Here is an 18,229-nt window from a genome sequence, read left to right on the forward strand (position 1 = left end):
AGGGGAGCCTGATCAGAGGCGCTCGAGCACCATCGCCATGCCCTGGCCGCCACCGACACACATGGTCTCGATGCCGAACTGGCCGTCGTAGGTGTTGAGGTTGTTCAGCAGCGTGGTGGTGATGCGGGCACCGGTCATGCCGAACGGGTGGCCCAGCGCGATCGCGCCGCCCGAGACGTTCAGCTTGTCGTGGTCGATACCGAGCTCGGCGGCCGAGCCGAGCACCTGAACCGCGAAGGCCTCGTTGATCTCGAACAGGTCGATGTCGGAGATCGACATGCCTGCGACGCGGAGCACCTTGCGCACCGCCTCGATCGGGCCGAGGCCCATGATCTCGGGGGAGAGGCCGGTGGCCGCGGTCGCGACGATGCGCGCGAGGGGCTTCAGGCCGAGGGCCTTGGCCTTGGTGTCGCTCATGATGACCAGTGCGGCGGCACCGTCGTTCAGCGGGCAGGCGTTACCGGCGGTGATGGTGCCGTCGGGGCGGAACACCGGCTTCAGCTGCGAGATCTTCTCGTAGGTGGTGCCTGCGCGGGGGCCGTCGTCGGCGGTGACCTGGCTGCCGTCGGCGAGGGTGACCGGGGTGATCTCGCGGGCGAAGAAGCCGTCGGCGATCGCCTTCTCGGCGCGGTTCTGGCTCAGGACGCCCCAGCGGTCCTGGTCCTCGCGCGAGATGCCGGTGTACGACGCCACGTTCTCTGCGGTCTCGCCCATCGCGATGTACACGTCGGGGAGGAGGCCGTCCTCGCGGGGATCGTGCCACTTGCCCGCGCCGCCCTCAGCGGTCTTCGCGGTGCGCGCCTGGGCGTCGGCGAAGAGTGCGTTCTTCGAGTTCGGTGCGCCGTCGGCGCCGCCGGAGACGCCGAAGCTGGAGACGCTCTCGACGCCGCCGGAGATGAACACGTCGCCCTCGCCGGCCTTGATCGCGTGCAGAGCCATACGGGTGGTCTGCAGCGACGACGAGCAGTAGCGGTTGACGGTGACGCCGGGCACGTGGTCGAGACCGAGCTCGACGGCGACCACGCGGCCGATGTTGTAGGCACCCTGGCCGCCGGGCTGGCCGATGCCCATGTGGATGTCCTCGATGTCGGTGACATCGAGCTCGGGGACCTTGGCGAGAGCGGCGGCGACCATCTGGCGAGCGAGCTCGTCGGGACGGACGTCCTTCAGGGAGCCCTTCCCGGCGCGGCCGATCGGGGAACGTGCGGTGGAGACAATGACTGCTTCAGACATGTGCGCCAGGTTACTCCAGCGTGCTGCGGCATAAGTCGGGTGATCCTATAAGCGCCCGATCGGGCGCGCTTTGCGCGTAGATGGGACCATGGACGGTATGCGCATCGCCAATCACGTTGTAGACCTGGTCGGGAACACTCCGCTCGTCAAGCTCAACAAGGTCGTGCAGCCGGGGTCCGGCCTGGTCGCGGCCAAGGTCGAGTACCTGAATCCCGGTGGCAGCTCCAAGGACCGGATCGCCACCCGCATGATCGACGCGGCCGAGGCGTCCGGTGAGCTGAAGCCGGGCGGCACGATCGTCGAGCCGACGTCGGGCAACACCGGTGTGGGTCTGGCGCTGGTCGCGCAGCAGCGCGGTTACAAGTGCGTGTTCGTGTGCCCGGACAAGGTCGCCGAGGACAAGCGGAACGTGCTGCGCGCCTATGGCGCCGAGGTGGTCGTGTGCCCGACGGCGGTGCCGCCGGAGCATCCGGACAGCTACTACAACGTGTCCGATCGCCTGACCCGTGACATTCCGGGCGCCTGGAAGCCGAATCAGTACGCGAACCCGAACGGTCCGCTCAGCCACTACGAGACCACCGGTCCGGAGATCTGGCGCGACACCGACGGCACCGTGACTCACTTCGTCGCCGGCGTCGGCACCGGAGGCACCATCACCGGCACCGGCCGATACCTCAAGGAGATCTCCGATGGCCGCGTCAAGGTCGTCGGCGTCGATCCGGAGGGTTCGGTGTACTCGGGCGGCTCGGGGCGGCCGTACCTCGTCGAGGGCGTCGGCGAGGACTTCTGGCCGGACGCCTACGACCCGACCGTGCCCGACGAGATCGTCGCCGTCTCCGACGCGGACTCCTTCGAGATGACCCGTCGTCTGGCGCGTGAGGAGGGACTGCTGGTCGGCGGGTCGTGCGGCATGGCGGTCGTCGCCGCGCTGCGCATCGCCGAGCGCGAGGGGTCGGACGCCGTGGTGGTCGTGCTGCTGCCGGACGGCGGTCGTGGCTACCTGTCGAAGATCTTCAACGACGACTGGATGAGCAGCTACGGCTTCCTCCGCACCCCGCTCGACGGCGTCGCGCGGACCGAGTCGACGGTCGGCGACGTCCTGCGGGGTAAGAGCGGAACCCTGCCCGATCTGGTGCACACCCACCCGCAGGAGACGCTGCGCGACGCGATCGAGATCCTGCGCGAGTTCGGCGTCTCGCAGATGCCGGTGGTCGGCGCCGAGCCGCCCATCACCGCGGGCGAGGTCGCGGGCGCGGTGTCCGAGCGCGATCTGCTCAGTGCAGTCTTCGAGGGTCGTGCCAATCTGGCCGACCCGGTCTCCGCCCACATGGGTGAGCCGTTCCGGCTGATCGGCGCGGGCGAGCCGGTGTCGTCGGCGATGGAAGCTTTGAGCACTGCCGACGCGTTGATGGTGGTGGAGGACGGTAAGCCGGTCGGCGTGATCACCCGGCACGACCTGCTCGCGTTCGCGAGCACCCATCCCATCGCCATCCGTCAGCAGGAGGAGAAGTAGTGACCGATCAAGGGTTTTCGACCAAGGCGATCCATGCGGGATGGGATCCCGACGCGCGTACCGGCGCGGTGAACGTGCCGATCTACGCGAGTTCGACGTTCGCGCAGGACGGCGTCGGCGGCATGCGCGACGGGTTCGAGTACGCGCGGACCGGCAACCCGACCCGGCGGGTGCTCGAGGCGAATATCGCCGCGCTCGAGGCCGGTCGGTTCGGTCGCGGATTCTCCTCGGGTATGGCGGCCACCGACGCGCTGCTGCGTGCCACGCTGCGCCCGGGCGACCACCTGGTGATCCCGAACGACGCCTACGGCGGCACGTTCCGGCTGATCGACAAGGTCTTCTCCGAGTGGGGGATCACCTATTCGGTGGCTCCGGTGGTCGACGTCGACGCCATTCGTGCGGCGATCACCCCGAAGACCAAGCTCGTGTGGGTCGAGACCCCGACCAACCCGCTGCTCAACGTGGGCGACATCGCCGCGGTCGCGGAGGTCGCCCACGCGGCCGGCGCGAAGCTGGTGGTGGACAACACCTTTGCCACGCCGTACCTGCAGCAGCCGCTCACGCTCGGCGCCGACGTCGTCGTTCATTCGACGACCAAGTACCTCGGCGGGCATTCGGACGTCGTCGGCGGCGCGATCGTCACCGACGATGAGCAGCTCGACGCGGACATCGCCTTCCTGCAGAACGGCGCCGGCGCGGTCCCCGGGCCGTTCGACGCCTACCTGACCATGCGAGGCATCAAGACCCTCGCGGTGCGCATGGACCGCCATTGCGACAACGCCGAGGAGCTCGTCGCGTTCTTCAGTGCGCACCCGAAGATCGAGAAGGTCCTGTACCCGGGCCTCGCCGATCACCCGGGCCATGAGGCCGCAGCCAAGCAGATGCGACGCTACGGCGGCATGATCTCGGTGCAGCTCGCAGGTGGTCGTGAGGCGGCGCTCGACTTCTGTGCACGGACGAAGATCTTCACACTGGCCGAGTCGCTCGGCGGTATCGAGTCGCTGATCGAGCACCCGGGCGCGATGACGCACGCTTCGACCGCGGGCTCGCTGCTCGAGGTCCCCGACAACCTCGTCCGCCTCTCGGTCGGCATCGAGGACGTCGACGACCTGCTCGAGGACGTGCGCCAGGCACTGGCGTAGCCGCCGTTCTCATCGACAGTGTTCCGCGTGACCACCTGGTGGTCACGCGGAACACTGTTGTTTCTGGGCGCGCTCGTGAGCGGTCAGAAGGTGGCGAAATGTTTGATGGTGTCGGTCTTCACCGTTCCGAACGCGCCGTTGGCGATCGGGCCCGACAGGAACGGTGGCAGTCCGGTGCCGCCGAGTTCCATCGCGAACTTCCAGATCAGTCGTGAGCCGTGCTCAGTCGGTGAGACCTCCGTGTACTCGCCGAACTTCTTGAGGCCGGGGATACTCGCGCGAATGCCGTGGAATGCGTGCTTGTAGGTCGACGTCACGGAGTTCTCGTCCCACAGGAAGAAGAACTCGTCCATCTTGATGAACCCCGGCGCCAAGGCCACCGAGCGGGTGGTCCCGACGGTGTACGGAGCGGGCGACGTGTAGGTGACGGATTTCAGCGCCCGGCACCAGTTGAGGGTGTTCTGCCGGGTGAACTCCGCCCACGCCGTCTCCGGCGCGACGGGGATGTTCACGTCGATCGTGTAGCTCATCGGAGCGCTGTCGAAGTAGGTCTCGTCAAACGGTTGCAGGTCGTAGGCCATGGCTCCGAAGTCTAGCCATGGGCGACACGCCGGTACAGCTCGAACGACCGCCCGACCTGCGAAAACCGTTGATTTAGAAGAAATTTCGCGAATCGTGGAACCGATCTGTGCTCCCGTGCGTCTAATTTCATGAACACCGAAAAACAGACTTAGCTGGCGCAGGGGGATTCCTTAGCGGAGACCGTCTCTATTTGGGGGGTGACGGTCTCCGCTACGGAATGTTCGACCAGCCGCGTTCGGCGCACCGGAGGAGCCTTGTGAGCGAGCTTGTGTACGTGCGGGAGCTCTGGCAGAAGCGCGCGGACGTCGCGCAGGAGTGTGCGGATGAGTTGGGGGAGTTGGGGTACGCGCTCGGAGCTGTGTTGTCACGGAACTACTTCGGCAATGGATGTGACGAAGGCGCAGCGTTGTTCGAGCGCTTGAGAAACGTGATTGACAATGGCATGGCCGATCTTCAGGACGGCAGTCGTTCTGCGGCTGAGCTCAGCAGAGTCGCCCAGCAGGCTGGTCCGGTACTCCACGAAGCCGATAGCGCCGGGGCCGAACGCATTGATTAGTCGTCAGCGTGTGCGCGGGGGATTGTTGCTTGCGGTGTTATCCGTTGCCGCATGCGGAGCCGTGGAGTCCCCGACCGATGTGTCAGTTTCGAGCGCATCAATGCGACAATCTGATGATCAGGGCCGGCGGTTGCCATTCGATGTTGTGAATTCTGATCGCTGGAACAGTGCTAACAGCGGATCGGAGTATGAACCATGTACGGCGCTTACAGCGACTGAGTTACTGGGCGAGGGGATTGACCCCAATAGCGTTAGCGATGCGGCTGGCACGAATGGCCAGACCCTGCGTGGGTGCAAGTGGTCCTTCGCTGGGGGTACCTACGCGTCGCGATGGCGTGTTGGCCAGTTCGTGGGGAATTCGCCTGGACTCGTAACGGACAAGCTGAGCAAGTCGACTCGGGTTGACGTGTGGCTCGCGGACGTTTTGATCGAAGGGCGGGTAGTGGGTCTCCACCGCACGATAAGTGGTCAGAATTGCGACACTTACGTCCAATCTGGAGCTGCTGCTGTCACCACCCTTGTGACCTACTCCGGGTTGACCCCACCGCCACCCGCCGAGATCTGCGATCGCGCGCTTGCGTTCACGCGCGCGACGATCTCGAAAATGCCTTTGTGACAAGTAATCTCGCGGCGTTGTCGCAGGTCGCCACGTACACACACTGATGTGTGCGGACATTCCCGTGTGCAGTCGTCAGATTAGGTGGTGTGCTGCCGACCGACCGTGGATCCCTCGAGTGGGATACCTATGCGTTCGCGTTCGGTCACCGGCTGGTGACCGTTCGGAAGGCACGCGGTCTGTCACAGGAAGAGCTCGCCGAGCGATGTGGGCTGCATCGCAACGCGGTGTCGAACCTGGAACGCGCGACGAGCAACAGTGCGTCGGGAATCGCCGATCCGCTGCTGTCGACGGTGTACCGGCTGGCTCGGGCGCTCGAGGTGCCGCCGACCTATCTGATGCCCGGAGCCGACTCCAGGATCGGGCTGCGCGCGGCGGAGCAGGAGACCAATCAGGCGCTGTCCGAGGTGGAGGCCGAGTTGCTGGCGATGCTGGCCGCCGACTTCGGTGCGCACCAGGAGTCGTGAGTCCGACGAGAATCGGGTACTCGCGGCGTAGCGCGGTCGCCCGGCGCGGCGTCGTGCACGGAGAACCGCAAGACATCTGACCATGACGAGAGGGCCGGACTGCGACTGCAGTCCGGCCCTCTCGCGGCCTTGCTACGGGTGGTACGGCTCGGCGCTGACCAGCGTCACGCTGATCTCCGCACCGCTCGGCACCGTGTACGTCCGCGACTCTCCGACCTTCGCGTCGATGAGTGCGGCGCCGAGCGGCGAGCTCGGCGAGTAGATCTCGATGTCGCCGGAGCCCTCTTCGCGCGTGGCGATGAGGAAGGTCTCCTTGTCCGACTCGTCACCGTCGTAGTAGACGGTCACGACGGAACCGGGCAGCGCGACGCCCGACTGCTTCGGGGCTTCGCCGACCTTCGCCTTGTTCAGCAGGTCCTGCAGCTGGCGAATACGCGCTTCCTGCTGGCCCTGCTCCTCACGCGCAGCGTGGTAGCCACCGTTCTCCTTGAGGTCGCCCTCTTCGCGACGCTCGTTGATCTCGGCGGCAATGACCGGCCGATTCGCGATGAGCGAGTCGAGCTCGCCCTTCAATCGGTCGTACGACTCCGGCGTCAACCAGGTCACACCTGCATCGGTCATTGTGGTCTCCTTTGCTGTCCGCTCCTGGACGATCTGTCCGCTACTGGACTGCTCTAAATGCAGCAACACGGCCCCTTTCGGAGCCGTGCGACACCCAGCGTACCAGCCCCTGTGTTCTAAGGCACATTCGAGGTGACGTGCGTAACTTTCTCGAGTGCCTCGCGATAGGTCGGTTCGGCGCGTTTGAGATAGCGGACCACGGCGTAGGTGATCGGCATGACCAGCATCTCCACCAGGGTCTTCCAGATGAATCCGATGGCGACGTAGTTGAAGAAGTCCGACCACGTGCTGATTCCGATCGCGGTGGCCGCAATCGAACAGAACACGAGCGTGTCGAAGAACTCGCCGACGACCGTCGAGCCGATCAGTCGCGCCCACAGACGTCGTTCGCCCGCGCGCTCCTTCATCTTGACGAGCACGAACGAGTTGAGCAGTTCGCCGACGACGTAGCCGGCGAGCCCCGCGGCGACGATGCGGGGCACGGTGCCGAGGACCGATTCGAAGCCGGCCTGACCGTCGTAGAAGCCGGCGGCGGGGAGCTTGATCGCGATCCAGAAGCACAGGGAGGCGAGGACGATCACCGCGAAGCCGGAGGCGATGGTGCGGCGCATCGCGCGGAACCCGTACACCTCGCTGATCACGTCGCCGATCACGTAGCTCAGCGGGAACAGGAAGAACGCACCGTCGGTGACGAGGCCGTTGATATGCAGGGGACCGAGGTCGAAGTGCAGCCAGTCGTCGAACAGGACCACCGCTTTGGTGGCGGCGATGTTGCTGATCAGCATGATGCCGACGAACACCGCGGTCAGTGCCGGGTAGTACGGACTGGCGAGCTTGGCGAAGACCGCCTTCCCGGTGCCGGTCACGCGTTCGGAGAGAGGTAGGGCGGAATGTTGAGGCTGCAGCCGAAGACCTCGCCGATCACCGGCGGCTTCGAAGTGGCGACCTCTGTGCGTGCACCGACCTGCACGTCGGAACCCGACGGGACGAGTACTTCGCGGCGGCCGACCTCGGAGCCGTCCTTGGCGCGAGCGCGGACGATGCAGACGACGGCGTCGCTGGGATCGTTGCGGTTGACGGTGAACTGAACGGCGACGCGGTCGGAGGAGACCAACTCGTACCCGGTCGCCTGACCAGACACGTCCGGATCGCCGAACTGCCGGAAGCCGAGGTAGGCGACTCCGATGCCCGCGACGACGACGAGCACGGCGAGTCCGAGGAACCAACGGCGCTTGCTGCTGCGCGACCGTTCTGCCGGATAGGTCGCGCGCGGGCCACTGCGCGGCTTCTGCTGGTCGCCGCCCCCGTCTGATGTGCTCACGCGTCAATACCTACCATGTTCTATAGAAGCTGAGCGAAGGTGAGGAAGCGTGACCGAACGCGCGAACGGGCTGCGACTCATGGCGGTGCACGCCCATCCGGACGACGAGTCGAGCAAAGCGGCGGCGACCCTGGCCAAATACGCTGCTGAGGGGCACGACGTCATGGTCGTCACCCTCACGGGCGGTGAGCGCGGCGACATCCTGAATCCCGCGATGGACCGGCCCGGCGTGATGGAGAACATCACGCAGGTTCGGCGCGACGAGATGGCCGCGGCGGCCAAGGCACTCGGTGTTCAGCATCACTGGCTCGGGTTCGTCGACTCCGGGCTGCCCGAGGGCGACCCGCTGCCGCCGCTGCCGGAGGGCTGCTTCGCGCTGGTTCCGCTGGAGGAGGCCAATGAGCGGCTGGTGAAGGTGATCCGCGAATTCCGTCCGCACGTGATCATCACGTACGACGAGAACGGCGGCTATCCGCACCCCGACCACATCAAATGCCACGAGGTCTCGATGGCGGCGTGGGAGTCGTCGGGCGACCCCGAGGCGTTCCCCGACGCCGGCGAGCCGTGGACGCCGCTGAAGATCTACTACACGCACGGCTTCATCCGTGACCGGATCCTGGCGTTCTCCGAGGAGTTCGAGAAGGCCGGCCAGGAGAATCCTTTCCAGGAGTGGCTCAACAAGTGGCGCCGTAATCAGGGCGACATGATGGGCCGCGTCACCACGCAGGTGGAGTGCGGCGACTACTTCACCCAGCGCGACGACGCCCTCCGCGCGCACGCCACGCAGATCGATCCCAACGGCTTCTTCTTCGCTGTGCCCCTCGAGTGGCAGCAGCGTCTGTGGCCGACCGAGGAGTTCGAGTTGGCGCACACTCGGGTCCACACGGACCTCCCCGAGAACGACCTCTTCGCCGGAATCGAGCAGCAATGAACGTCCTGTCCTTGTCCTCCGACGCCGTGATGTTCTTGGCCGACGAGCCGGCGAAAGGGCCCGAGTTCGGCAAGGCGTCGCCGCTCGGTCTGCTGATCATCTTGCTGTTGCTGGTCGCGGTGTTCCTGCTGATCCGGTCGATGAACAAGCAACTGCGCAAGCTGCCCGACAGCTTCGACGCCGACAACCCCGCGGCGGACCAGGCCTTCGACGACGGCACGGATCGGGTGGACGATGAGCCGAACCCGGACTCGCCGCAGACCGGCAGTGAGAACGGCGCCGGTGAGGGGAGCCAGGACGACGGGGGATCGGCGGACCGCACGTAGCGGTAGCCGCGACGGCCGGGCGGGCTGAGGCAGGATGGAAGTCATGAACCGCCTCGCGCAGTCGTCCAGTCCTTACCTGCGGCAGCACGCCGGCAATCCGGTGGCGTGGCAGGAATGGGGCGACGAGGCCTTCGACGAGGCTCGTCGACGAGACGTTCCGGTCCTGCTCTCCGTCGGATATGCGGCGTGTCACTGGTGTCATGTGATGGCGCACGAGACGTTCGAGGACGTCGACCTCGCTGCGCAGATGAACCGCGACTTCGTCTGCATCAAGGTGGACCGTGAGGAGCGGCCCGACATCGACTCGATCTACATGGCTGCAACCGTGGCGATGACCGGGCAGGGCGGCTGGCCGATGACCTCGTTTCTGACGCCCGACGGGGATCCGTTCTACTGCGGCACCTACTTCCCGCCCGAGCCCCGTAACGGCCAGCCGGGATTCGGTGAGGTGATGGACGCGATCAGTCGCACCTGGGAGCAGCGTCGCGACGAGGTGCTCGTAGCCGGCGACAAGATCGCCGAGCACCTGCGCGCCAACTCCGAGTCGCTCCCGCCGGGGCCCGCGCTCGACGGGCAGCTGCTGGCCGACGCGATCCGGGCCGTCCTGGCCGACGAGGATCCGCGGTCGTCCGGTTTCGGCGGAGCCCCCAAGTTCCCGCCGACGGCGCTGCTCGAAGCCCTGCTGCGCGCGGACGAACTCGGCGGCCTCGAAGACGCCGCGGCGGTCGCGACCCGGACCGCCCACGCGATGGCGCGCGGCGGCATCTACGACCAGCTCGCGGGCGGGTTCGCCAGGTACGCGGTCGACGCGGACTGGGTGATCCCGCATTTCGAGAAGATGCTCTACGACAACGCGCTGTTACTGCGGGCGTACGCCCACCTCGCGCGGCGCGGCGACTCGCTGGCGCTGCGCATCGTCGACGAGACCGTGGAGTTTCTCGACCAACAGCTGTGGACCGGAACGGGTTTCGCGTCGTCCCTCGATGCCGACACCGAGGGGGTTGAGGGACTCACGTATGTGTGGCGACCCGACGAACTGACCTCGGTCCTCGGCGATGACGACGGCGCCTGGGCAGCCGAACTGTTCACGGTGACCGGACCGGGGACGTTCGAGCACGGCACGTCCACGCTGCAGCTGCGGCGCGACCCCGACGACCGGATCCGGTACGCCTCGGTGCGGGCACGACTGCGCGCCGTACGCGACCAGCGGCCCCAGCCGGAGCGCGACGACAAGGTCGTGACGGCATGGAACGCGATGGCGGTGACCGCGCTCGCCGAGAGCGGCGCCGCGCTGGGCCGACCGGCGTGGATCGCCAGGGCAGCCGAGTGCGCGCGAACCCTGGTCGAGGTGCACCTGGTGGACGGCGATCTGCGACGGTCGTCGCTGGACGGTCGTGCGGCGGTCCCGCTGGGCGGCCTCGACGACTACGCCGCGCTGGCGACAGCGTTGCTGACGCTGCACCAGGTGACGGGCGAGATCGGTTGGCGCGACACTGCTCTGGAGATCGTCGAGCGAATGGTCGAAGTGTTCGCAGACCAGGAGGCCGAGGGCGCCTGGTACGACGCGCACGGCACCGGACTCCTCCTGCGCCCCCGCGACCCGGTCGACGGCGCGACTCCCTCCGGTGCGTCGCTGGCCGCCGAAGCGCTGCTGCTGGCCTCGACTCTCGCCCCGGACATCGATGATGCGGCACGCTACGGCGAACTGCTCGATGCCACGCTGGGACGGTCGGGCCTGATTCTCGCGAAGGCGCCGCGCTCGGCGGGACATTGGCTCTCGGTGGCATTCGCGCGCGTCGCCGGCCCGATCCAGGTCGCTGTCGCACAGAACGCGAACAGCGATGGTGCAATGGCCGCCGCGATTCGACGCGGAGCACCGGGCGGGGTGGTGATCGTTGCGGGCGCGAAGGATTCGCTGCCGCTGCTTGAGGATCGCGGACCCGTGGGCGACGCCGACGCGGCCTACGTCTGTCGCGGCACGGTCTGCGATCTTCCGGTCGTCGAGGCGGCAGTCGCGCTGCTGCGGATGGCCTGAATCCCTTGCGCGGTGACCGATGCCTGTCGGTTCGTGCACAAGGTTGACCGCTCAGCGACGTCGGACTCCTCAGCGGCCCTCTCGGGCCTGAGCGGTCAACCTTGTGCGCGTCGCGGGATCCATCGGTGGAGGTCGGGGCCATTCGGGCCGGGACCGAACAGTCTCGGATCGGCACGCGGTGCGCCGACCACGATTCCGTGACACCCGCGGGATCGAGAGTCGATCGATTGATCCAGTTCACTTAGAGTCCGAGACGCTGTGCAGCAGCGCGTCGCGGGGGCGCGCTCCACGGCCTGTTTCGGAGGTGCGAAGTGGCAGAGGGCGAGAACCCAGGATCGGACCTCGGGCGGCGGCAGGTACTCGTCGGCGGTGGGCTGATGGCGGCCGGTCTGATGGCCGGGTCGCTCGCGGGAGAGGCCGGCGCGGCACCGCGACAGGACGCCGACGTGATCGTCGTCGGACACGGGCTGTCCGGGCTGGTCGCGGCCACCGAACTGGCCGCGGCGGGCCGCCGGGTCATCGTCGTCGATCAGGAGTCGCGTCAGAACCTGGGAGGTCAGGCGCACTGGTCGCTCGGCGGGCTGTTCTTCGTCGACTCCCCGGAGCAGCGTCAGTGCCAGATCCGGGATTCGGTGGAGCTCGCGCGTTCGGACTGGTTCGGGACCGCGGGCTTCGACCGTCGGCCGCACGACCGGCTCGGCGAGGATTTCTGGGCGCGACAGTGGGCCGAGCACTACATCGACTTCGCCGCAGGCGAGAAGCGTCGCTGGCTCGAGCGGATGGGCGTCAGGTGGGTTCCCGTGGTCGGCTGGGCCGAACGCGGCGGCGATTCCGCGTCAGGGACCGGAAACTCGGTGCCGCGTTTTCACATGACCCTCGGCACCGGCCCCGGAGTGGTCGAGCCGTTCCGGAACAAGGCGCTCGACGCCGAGCGGCGTCGTCGTATCTCCTTCCGGTTCCGGCACCGCGTCGACGAGATCGTCACCTCGGGCGGTCGGGTGGTCGGGATTCGGGGCAAGCGGCTCGCCGAGTCGAACGCTCCGCGGGGTGTCGCGTCGTCGCGGAGAGTCGTCGGCGACTTCGAGCTGCGCGCACCCGTCACGATCGTCGCGTCGGGCGGGATCGGTGCCAACCATGACCTGATCCGTGCCAACTGGCCGTCGAACCTCGGGACACCGCCCAAGACGATGGTGACCGGAGTGCCCGCCTACGTCGACGGACGGATGCTCGGAATCACCGAGTCCGCGGGTGGGCGACTGGTCAACCGCGACCGCATGTGGCACTACACCGAAGGCCTGGCGAACCACAGCTCGATCTGGCCCGACCACGGCATCCGGGTGCTGGCCGCGCCGTCGTCGATGTGGTTCGACGCTCGCGGACGCCGGTTCGGGAGCCCGGCGATCCCCAGCTACGACACCATGGCGACTCTCGAGATGATCAAGCGGACCGGGTACGACTACTCGTGGTTCGTGCTGAACAAGCGGATCATCGCCAAGGAGTTCATCCTGTCGGGATCGGAGCAGAACCCGGAGCTCACCCGCAAGGATCTGGCTGCATACCTGGCCCGGCGCGCCCTGGACGACGTCCCCGTGCCGGTGCAGAAGTTCATCGACAAGGGTGCCGACGTGGTCACGGCACGGACGGTCGACGACCTCGCGCGCAAGATGAACCGGCTCGCGCGCAACGATCTGATCGACGCGGGGCTGCTGCGCAAGCAGATCGCCGACCGAGATCGGCAGATCGACAACCCGTTCACCAAGGACGCACAGGTGATGGGCATCCACAATTCGCGGAACTACCTGGGGGACAACATCGTCCGCACGGTCGAGCCGCACCGGATCCTGGATCCGGCGGCCGGCCCGCTGATCGCGGTCCGAATGAACATCCTGACTCGCAAGACTCTCGGCGGTCTACAGACCAACCTGGCGGGTCAAGTGATGAACGACGGCGGAGGCGTGGTTCCGGGGCTGTACGCCGCGGGTGAGGCGTCCGGTTTCGGCGGCGGAGGCGTGCACGGCTACCGGGCGCTGGAGGGCACGTTCCTCGGTGGATGTCTGTACTCGGGACGGGTGGCGGGACGCGCGGCCGCACGCGCCACGGCCTGAATCGAGCTGGTGTCCGGTTTGGCGAGTACGAGCTCGGCTGTGCTAGCCTCGGTCCTGTGATGCAGTCAGCACGCTATTGGCGTTTCTTTATCAAGGCTCCGGGTGGGGCCGAGATGAAGCGATAGCGCGCGCACGCATCAAACCTTCCCGGAGCCTGAGCAGTGACCTGTCGGTCACTGCTCTCGTCGTTTCGGGAATCATTTCAGCGCCCCAGGCGTAGTTCCGGAAGCGGCGGACCAGCACCGATTTCGCGGATGACACCTGAAAGGCATTCCCTTGACTATCACCACCGGCACCAGCGCGACCCAGAGCTCGACCTCTGATCGGCGGGTGACCGCGTTCTCGCCGATCCCGTCGCCGGAGGCGTTGCGCACCGAACTTCCGCTGACCGCGCGTCGCGCCGAGATGGTGCAGCGCGACCGCGAGGAGATCGCCGCGATCCTCGCCGGACAGGACGACCGGATGATCGTCGTGGTCGGTCCCTGCTCGGTTCACGACCCGGTGGCCGCGCTCGACTACGCGCGACGCCTCGCGCCGCTGGCCAAGGAGTACAGCGACTCGCTCAAGATCGTGATGCGGGTGTACTTCGAGAAGCCGCGCACCACCGTCGGATGGAAGGGCCTGATCAACGATCCGGGCATGGACGGCTCGTTCGACGTGGAACGCGGATTGCGGACGGCACGTGCCCTGCTGCTCGACGTGATCGACCTCGGCCTGCCGGTGGGCTGCGAGTTCCTCGAGCCGACCAGCCCGCAGTACATCGCGGACACGGTCGCGTGGGGCGCGATCGGCGCCCGCACCACCGAGTCCCAGGTGCACCGCCAGCTGGTGTCCGGTCTGTCGATGCCCGTCGGCTTCAAGAACGGCACCGACGGCAACGTCCAGGTGGCGATCGACGGCGTGAAGGCGGCTGCGGCCGAGCACGTCTTCTTCGGAGTCGACGACTTCGGTCGTGGCGCCGTGGTGCACACCTCGGGCAACGAGGACTGCCACATCATCCTGCGTGGTGGCACCCCGGGGCCGAACTACGACGTGCAGTCGGTGCACGCCGCGGCCGAGACGCTCACGAAGGCCGGGCTGTCTCCGAAGGTGATGGTCGACTGCTCGCACGCGAACTCGGGCAAGGACCACGAGCGGCAGGCGGAGGTCGCGGTGGAGGTCGCCGAGATGTTCGCCGCCGCTCGCCGTGACGGCGAGGGGCCGATCCTGTCGGGCGTGATGCTCGAGAGCTTCCTGGTGCCCGGGGCGCAGCCGCTCGGCGGCGATCTGGTCTACGGTCAGTCGGTCACCGACAAGTGCATGGGCTGGGACGCCTCGGCATCGGTGCTCGCCGCGCTGGCCCGCGCCGCGCGATAGGGCGCGTCAGGGCTGCGGGATCGGCTAACCGCCAGGCCCGATGGTCACCTCCGCAGCGACGCGCTCGCCGGACTGGATGGCGCCCTCGACGTAACCGGCGTGCTCGGTCGCACGCTCGGTACCCGCCCAGTGGATGCGGCCCGATGGCGTCGTGGCGATGGGGAAGCAACCCTCATCGGCACCGGGTTCGGGTAGCGCCGAGTAACCTCCCCCCGCGAAAGCATCATTGTGCCAAGACTTCTCGTGCCAATCGACAGGTGAGAGCACCTTGCGGCCGGCATATGGAACGAGTTGTTCGAGGAGCGTGCGCTGCCGGTCAGCGGCGTCGAGATCGTCGAGTGTCCGCGCGTCCGGGCCGCCGACCAACAGACACAGGTGCCCCGGCCCGCCTGGCGGGGAGGTGTCGAACACCGCCACGCCGGGGTCGCCGAGGAGAAGGGCTTCGATGTCGCCTTCGGAGCGCCAGAACGGAGCGTCGTAGACAGCGAACGCCTTGTACACCGAACCCATGTACGTGTTGTTCTGGAGCCGCGACTCGTGCGACGGGAGTGGTGGATCGAAGAGAACCTCCCGCAGCATCGGCGGCGGTACCGTCACGATCGCATGCTCGGCGAGCACCGCGCCTGTCGCCGTCTCGACCGCCACACCGTCGTCGTCCCGGCGGATCGCGGTGACTCTGCTGTTCAGGCGGACGTGGCTGCCGAGATCGGCGGCGAGCCGGGTCGGCAGCTCTGCGGCGCTCTCGACGATCAGACCGTCCTGAGCGCCACCGCGCGTCTGCATCATTCCGGTCAGACCGCCTTGGAATCGGATGATCGATCCGAACGCCTGCATCGACAATCGGTCCGCGTCGGCGCACGTGGTCACCGCGACCAACAGGTGGAGCAGGCGGCGTGCGCGACGGTTGGGGACTCTGCCGATCCAACTCCGGACGGTGGTAGACGATCGCGGTGTCGGCAGCCGTGACAGCACCTCGATTCCCACCAGCGCACTGCTCGCGACGAGCATGGTGAGCGAGAGATTCGAGATGCGACGCCGGCCGTCCCCGATGATCGGCGCCTTCGGCGTGTGCATGGGAAACCGAGTCGCGCCGAGTTCGTCGGCGAGCGCCTTGAAGCGGTAGTGGTCCGCACCGATCCACTGACCACCGAGGTCGAGACGGGAGCCGAGGCTCGACGTCGCCGTCATCAGCCGGCCACCGACGCGGTCCGCGGCCTCCAGGACTACGACGTCGGCGCCGCGTCGCCGAAGGTCGCGCGCGGCGATCAGGCCCGATACTCCCGCGCCGATGATCACGACGTCGGTCCGTGCGCTGTCGGCCATCACGGCGTCCGTCACCGGGCGTCGTCGAGGATCGCGGCGGCCGCCCGGTATCCGGAACGGACCGCGCCGTCCATGTAGCCGTTCCAGACGTCGGAGGTCTCGGCTCCGGCCCAGTGGATCCGCCCGACGGGCGCTGAGACGGACTTGCCGTACTGAGTCCACACGCCGGCACCGAGGCGACCGCCGTAGCACCCGCGCGTGAACTCCTCGGCGGTCCAGTCCTGTTCGATGATGTCGAAGGGTTCGGCCGCCTGTGGACCGAAGTACTTGACGAGTGCGTCGACGATGAGCTTCTTGCGTTCGTCGACTGTCTTCTCGGCCGCGGTGCGGGCGTGTCTGCCTTCGAGGAATCCGACGAGCACGCCGCACGATCCGTCTGCGGGCGAGTTGTCGAGGACGATGTTGAAGTCATCGTCCATGCTCATCACCAGGCCGCAGAGTCCGTCTTCCCGCCAGAAGGGCGTCCGGTAGCCGACGTTGAATTTGATCACCGAACCCGCTGGGAATTGCTGGGTCAGGGCGTCGCGCGATGCGGGCATCGGAGGCGAGTACCGGAGCCTGCCCGCCAGCGTCTGCGGGATCGCGACGACGACGTGGTCCGCGGCGATCGCGCCGTCCTCGTGCTTCACGACGACGCCGGACTCGTCCTGGGAGATTCCGGTGACGACAGTGTTGAGCATCACTGTGCCGGCGTCGAGCGCGGCGGCCATCCGCTCCGAGATCTGGTGGGTGCCGCCGACGACACGTGATTCCTGGGCTCCAGCGGTGGTCGACAGAAGCAGTTCCAGACTCGTTCCGGACTTCACATAGAAGAGGAAGTGCAGCAGCGACATCTCGGGTGATTCGGCCGAGAACAATGCGGGCACGACGAGCCGGAAGAACCCGAGGGCGGTCTGGTTGGCCGTCTGTCCGACGAGCCATTGGTCGAGGGTCTGGCGATCGAGATCGGTCGCAGCGGCCGTGGTCCACGGCTGGGGCAGGTCGATGGTCTCGGCGAGTTCGCTGATCGAGGCCCAGATGCGACCGACTTCGGCGAGGTCGTTGTCGTCGAGCCCGAAGGTCTCGTCGGAGTAGCGGTGGATCGCGCCGCCGTGGACGGTGATGGCGTCGCCGTCGTCATACGTCGTGAAGGTCTCGAGACCGAGTTCATCGATCAGCGCGAGGATCACGTCCTGCGTCGGTCCGACCCACTGGCCGCCCATCTCGACCGGAACTCCGTTGCTGAGCACGCCACCCAGATTGCGTCCCGCGACGCGGTCACGCGCCTCGAGTACCTTGACCGTCTGCCCGGCCTGGGTGAGTCTGCGTGCCGCGCTGAGTCCGGCGAGTCCGGCGCCGACGATGACGGTGTCTACACGTTCCATTGGATGCAATACCTCCTACGACTTTCCAGTCATACGACTGACTGAAATGTAGCGTAGGACACACTTCGAAGGGTGCGCAAGGCTTGAGCGGATTCTGTCTAGCGGGGTGCGGGTGCCGCGAGAGTCACGAGCATCTCGATGATCGTGTCCAAGTCGCGGTCCGCGCGTGCCGTGTCCGGATCGCAGATGAACTGCAGGATCAGGCCGTCGATGTTCGCGACGATGATTCGTGCGAGTTGGTCGAATGGAATGGCACAGACCTCTCCGGCGCTGTTCGCCGCCGACTCGCACCAGCGTGCCGTCACCGCCGTGTACGACTCGTACTGCCACCGAGCCAGATCTTCCTGGCCGGGTTCACGAAGGGAGTACGTGGTGAGTTCGTACTGCATGATCTGCAAGTCGCGATTGCCCGCGAGGGTGGACCAGAATGCGCGGAGTCCGTGGCGGATGGCCGTCGCCACTCCGTCCCCGGTGTGAACCGAATCGGCGAAGACCTGGCTGATCTCGTCGACGACATCTTCGATCACCTTGCGCAGTAACTCCTCCCGGGTCGGGAAGGCGTACTGGAGGGTGCCGAGAGGAACCTTCCCCTCGGCGGCGACGGCGCGAAGCGGTGTCTTGGCGACTCCCTCTCGGGACAGCACGCTGCGGGCGGCCGCGACCAACTGCTTTGCGCGGACCGAGGCTTCGATGCGGGCCATCCGAGTCACCTTTCGCCCGATTCCGGTGGACGGAGAA

General features: G+C 66.9%; 18 protein-coding genes. 10 read left to right on the forward strand and 8 right to left on the reverse strand.

Annotated features, from left to right (window positions below; translation table 11 throughout):
* Nucleotides 1-12: 12 nt before the first annotated feature.
* Nucleotides 13-1,233 carry an acetyl-CoA C-acetyltransferase gene (locus SCNU_RS02650; protein ID WP_009677805.1) on the reverse strand — a complete coding sequence of 407 codons (1,221 nt, stop codon included), beginning with the start codon at nt 1,231-1,233 and terminating at the stop codon, nt 13-15.
* 97 nt (nt 1,234-1,330) lie between these two features.
* Between SCNU_RS02650 and SCNU_RS02655 the strand changes: the two genes are divergently transcribed.
* Together SCNU_RS02655 and SCNU_RS02660 are read left to right on the forward strand one after the other, a co-directional pair.
* A complete protein-coding gene (locus SCNU_RS02655; RefSeq protein ID WP_009677806.1) occupies nt 1,331-2,746 on the forward strand; it encodes a cystathionine beta-synthase in 1,416 nt (471 codons plus the stop codon).
* Entirely contained in the window at nt 2,746-3,888 is a 1,143-nt protein-coding gene (locus SCNU_RS02660) for a cystathionine gamma-synthase (RefSeq protein WP_009677807.1), read from the forward strand. Before SCNU_RS02655 ends, SCNU_RS02660 begins: the two co-directional genes overlap by 1 nt.
* Nucleotides 3,889-3,971: 83 nt before the next feature.
* Here the strand turns inward: SCNU_RS02660 and SCNU_RS02665 are convergent, their stop codons facing one another.
* Nucleotides 3,972-4,469: an SRPBCC family protein gene (locus SCNU_RS02665; RefSeq protein ID WP_009677808.1), complete on the reverse strand. Its 498-nt coding sequence runs from the start codon at nt 4,467-4,469 to the stop codon at nt 3,972-3,974.
* 257 nt (nt 4,470-4,726) lie between these two features.
* Here SCNU_RS02665 and SCNU_RS20540 point away from each other — a divergent pair, with 257 nt between their 5' ends.
* The 3 genes from SCNU_RS20540 (at nt 4,727) to SCNU_RS02675 (ending at nt 6,109) form a co-directional block, all read left to right on the forward strand.
* Nucleotides 4,727-5,026 (forward strand): hypothetical protein, encoded by a 300-nt coding sequence (locus SCNU_RS20540; RefSeq protein WP_009677809.1) that lies wholly within the window; start codon nt 4,727-4,729, stop codon nt 5,024-5,026.
* Complete coding sequence (locus SCNU_RS21080) at nt 4,908-5,642, forward strand: DUF3558 family protein (RefSeq protein WP_083812534.1); 735 nt, start codon at nt 4,908-4,910, stop codon at nt 5,640-5,642. The genes SCNU_RS20540 and SCNU_RS21080 overlap by 119 nt, the downstream gene beginning before the upstream one ends.
* An 89-nt stretch (nt 5,643-5,731) precedes the next feature.
* A complete protein-coding gene (locus SCNU_RS02675; RefSeq protein ID WP_009677810.1) occupies nt 5,732-6,109 on the forward strand; it encodes a helix-turn-helix domain-containing protein in 378 nt (125 codons plus the stop codon).
* Nucleotides 6,110-6,241: 132 nt separating this feature from the next.
* Here SCNU_RS02675 and greA read toward each other — a convergent pair whose 3' ends face one another.
* The 3 genes from greA to SCNU_RS02690 form a co-directional block, all read right to left on the reverse strand.
* On the reverse strand, nt 6,242-6,730 hold the full coding sequence (gene greA, locus SCNU_RS02680; protein ID WP_009677811.1) for a transcription elongation factor GreA: 489 nt from the start codon (nt 6,728-6,730) through the stop codon (nt 6,242-6,244).
* A 116-nt stretch (nt 6,731-6,846) separates the two neighbouring features.
* On the reverse strand, nt 6,847-7,596 hold the full coding sequence (locus SCNU_RS02685; protein WP_009677812.1) for a queuosine precursor transporter: 750 nt from the start codon (nt 7,594-7,596) through the stop codon (nt 6,847-6,849).
* On the reverse strand, nt 7,593-8,051 hold the full coding sequence (locus tag SCNU_RS02690; protein WP_009677813.1) for a DUF4307 domain-containing protein: 459 nt from the start codon (nt 8,049-8,051) through the stop codon (nt 7,593-7,595). The genes SCNU_RS02685 and SCNU_RS02690 overlap by 4 nt, the downstream gene beginning before the upstream one ends.
* 79 nt (nt 8,052-8,130) lie before the next feature.
* Here SCNU_RS02690 and mca point away from each other — a divergent pair, with 79 nt between their 5' ends.
* The 5 genes from mca (at nt 8,131) to SCNU_RS02715 (ending at nt 14,804) form a co-directional block, all read left to right on the forward strand.
* Nucleotides 8,131-8,982, forward strand: coding sequence for a mycothiol conjugate amidase Mca (gene mca / locus SCNU_RS02695; protein ID WP_050792743.1), 852 nt, complete (start codon nt 8,131-8,133; stop codon nt 8,980-8,982).
* Nucleotides 8,979-9,308 carry a hypothetical protein gene (locus SCNU_RS02700; protein ID WP_009677815.1) on the forward strand — a complete coding sequence of 110 codons (330 nt, stop codon included), beginning with the start codon at nt 8,979-8,981 and terminating at the stop codon, nt 9,306-9,308. The genes mca and SCNU_RS02700 overlap by 4 nt, the downstream gene beginning before the upstream one ends.
* A gap of 43 nt (nt 9,309-9,351) precedes the next feature.
* Complete coding sequence (locus SCNU_RS02705; RefSeq protein WP_009677816.1) at nt 9,352-11,343, forward strand: thioredoxin domain-containing protein; 1,992 nt, start codon at nt 9,352-9,354, stop codon at nt 11,341-11,343.
* Between the two features lie 392 nt (nt 11,344-11,735).
* Complete coding sequence (locus SCNU_RS02710; protein ID WP_238526293.1) at nt 11,736-13,448, forward strand: FAD-binding dehydrogenase; 1,713 nt, start codon at nt 11,736-11,738, stop codon at nt 13,446-13,448.
* 276 nt (nt 13,449-13,724) lie between these two features.
* Nucleotides 13,725-14,804, forward strand: coding sequence for a 3-deoxy-7-phosphoheptulonate synthase (locus tag SCNU_RS02715; RefSeq protein ID WP_238526282.1), 1,080 nt, complete (start codon nt 13,725-13,727; stop codon nt 14,802-14,804).
* 24 nt (nt 14,805-14,828) lie between these two features.
* On the opposite strand, the gene SCNU_RS02720 is transcribed toward SCNU_RS02715, so the two are convergent.
* The 3 genes from SCNU_RS02720 to SCNU_RS02730 all read right to left on the reverse strand — a co-directional run bounded on the left by SCNU_RS02720 (nt 14,829) and on the right by SCNU_RS02730 (nt 18,192).
* The gene (locus SCNU_RS02720) at nt 14,829-16,127 is read right to left on the reverse strand and encodes a flavin monoamine oxidase family protein (protein WP_040517540.1); all 1,299 of its coding nucleotides are present in this window, start codon (nt 16,125-16,127) and stop codon (nt 14,829-14,831) included.
* 11 nt (nt 16,128-16,138) lie between these two features.
* Entirely contained in the window at nt 16,139-17,491 is a 1,353-nt protein-coding gene (locus tag SCNU_RS02725) for a flavin monoamine oxidase family protein (protein WP_009677820.1), read from the reverse strand.
* Between the two features lie 98 nt (nt 17,492-17,589).
* Entirely contained in the window at nt 17,590-18,192 is a 603-nt protein-coding gene (locus tag SCNU_RS02730) for a TetR/AcrR family transcriptional regulator (protein WP_009677821.1), read from the reverse strand.
* Nucleotides 18,193-18,229: the final 37 nt, after the last annotated feature.

This window comes from Gordonia neofelifaecis NRRL B-59395 (genome assembly GCF_000192435.1).
In the GTDB taxonomy this organism is placed as follows: Bacteria; Actinomycetota; Actinomycetes; order Mycobacteriales; family Mycobacteriaceae; genus Gordonia; species Gordonia neofelifaecis.